Origin of the sequence: Dietzia maris, from assembly GCF_014144855.1 — a bacterium.
Lineage (GTDB): Bacteria > Actinomycetota > Actinomycetes > Mycobacteriales > Mycobacteriaceae > Dietzia > Dietzia kunjamensis.
The window spans coordinates 1-1,941 of record NZ_JAALDN010000370.1 but is presented as its reverse complement, the minus strand read 5'-3'; the positions used below and the strand labels follow the sequence as shown (position 1 = coordinate 1,941).

At 71.3% G+C, this 1,941-nt stretch carries 2 protein-coding genes; one reads left to right on the top strand and one right to left on the bottom strand.

Going from position 1 to position 1,941, the window contains the following annotated elements:
- Positions 1-118 precede the first annotated feature (118 nt).
- On the top strand, positions 119-475 hold the full coding sequence (locus G6024_RS12170; protein WP_067714662.1) for a 4a-hydroxytetrahydrobiopterin dehydratase: 357 nt from the start codon (positions 119-121) through the stop codon (positions 473-475).
- 184 nt (positions 476-659) lie between these two features.
- Here G6024_RS12170 and nuoN read toward each other — a convergent pair.
- Positions 660-1,941: NADH-quinone oxidoreductase subunit NuoN (nuoN, locus tag G6024_RS12165; protein WP_159148812.1), on the bottom strand; the 1,282-nt coding region annotated here is incomplete at its 5' end.

Below are 1,941 nucleotides of genomic sequence, written 5' to 3'. Positions count from 1 at the left end.
GAAGCGCCGGGCGCGGCGGAGATTTCCCGCGCCCCGGCGGGAAGCAGCGGGCGCGGCGATGAGTTCCCGCGCCCCGGCGGGAGTGCCGGGTGCGCCGCGAGGTGCCAGACTGGACGGCATGAGCGCAGACGCCGACAACGCCCGCCCCGCCGCCGACGACAACACCCGCCTGACCGAGGAGCAGATCGCCGAAGGTCTCGCCGACCTGCCCGGCTGGGCCTTCTCGGAAGGGTCGTTGACCTACACGGCCGTGTGCGAGACCCCTCAGGCCGCGATCAACCTGGTCGCCGCGATCGGGCAGGCCGCGAACTCGCAGGACCACCACCCCGACCTGCTGTGGAGCTACGACGAGGTCACCCTCGACCTCCGCAGCCACGACGTCGACGGCGTCACCCAGCGCGACCTCCGGCTTGCTCGGTCGGTGTCCGCGCTGTCCGGGGAGTTCGACGCCACCCCGCTGGGCCTGGGGGAGTAGGGGGCGCGGCGGGCTCCGAGGGCGCGGCGGGCGGCAGGCAGCGGGCGGCAGTCGTCGAGAAGAGTGTTTCGTGCACTGCTACTCGACCGATACGGGTGAAAGACTCTTGTCGACGCGGCTACTGACGGCCGGATGGCTGTTTACCCCGCGAACTCCGCCAACTCGGCCTCCTCTCCGCGAACTCCTACCCCGCGAACGCGGCCGCCGCGGTGGCCAGGTCGAGCAGTGGCTGCGGCACGATCCCCAGCAGGATCGTCACCACGACCGCGATGCCGACGACCGCGTACGTGACGGGCCTGCGCGCGAACGCCACCTCGCCGGCGCCTGCAGAGCCGTAACGCTCGTTTCCGGAGTCCACCTCGCCCGCATCGCGGAAGAACATCACCACGATCACGCGGACGTAGAACGAGGCCGCGATCGCGCTCGTGAGCACGCCGATCACCACGAGGCTCACCGCGCCGCCGGCAACGGCTGCGGAGAACACCGCGAACTTGGCGATGAACCCGCTGGTCAGCGGGATGCCCGCGAGTGCGAGCAGCAGCAGTGCGAACGCGCCCGACACCAGTGGCTGACGTCGGCCGAGCCCGGCCCAGGCCTGCAGGTCGGTGATCTCGGCGCCGTCAGGCGCGCGGACCAGCCCGGCCACCGCGAACACGCCGACGGTGCTCACCGCGTACGCCGCGAGGTAGAACAGCACGGCGGAGGTACCGGCCGCCGGAGGGCCGAGCACCCCGGTGAGCAGGAATCCGGCGTGCGCGACGGAGGAGTAGGCCAGCAGGCGTTTGACGTCGTTCTGCGTGACTCCGACGACCGTGCCGACAATCATCGTCAACGCCGCGATCACCCAGAGCACGGGCGCCCAGTCGTCCTCGAGGCGGGGGACGGCGGTGTGGAAGAACCGCAGGATCGCACCGAACGCGGCGAGTTTGGTCCCGGCGGCCATGAACGCCGTGATCGAGGTGGGCGCGCCCTGGTAGACGTCGGGGGTCCAGGTGTGGAACGGCACGGCCCCGACCTTGAACAGCAGGCCCACCGACATCATCGCCACGCCGATCAGCGCCAGCGAGCTGCCGCCCTCGGCGGCGACCACTGCTGCGATGCCGCCGAATTCGACGGTTCCGGCGTACCCGTAGATCAGCGCGGCGCCGTAGGCGAAGATCGCCGAGGAGAAGGACCCCAGCAGGAAGTACTTCACCGCGGCCTCCTGGGAGAGGAGCCGCCGCCGGCGGGCCATGCCACACATCACATACAGCGGCAGGGACAGCACCTCTAGCGCGATGAACAGGGTGATGAGGTCGTTGGCCGCGGGGAACAACATGAGCCCGCCCGTGGCGAACAGTGCGAGCGGGAAGACCTCGGTCTGGGAGACGCCCGTGCGCTCGGCCTCGCGTTCGGCATCGCCGCCCGGGGACAGGGCGGCCTGCGGGGCGAAACCCGCGAGCACCGGGCGACGGGCCGCGGCCGCC

What these genes read in the sequence shown, in the direction of transcription:
- G6024_RS12170 (WP_067714662.1), top strand. Translation starts at nt 119, where the DNA reads ATGAGCGCAGACGCCGACAACGCCCGCCCCGCCGCCGACGACAACACC.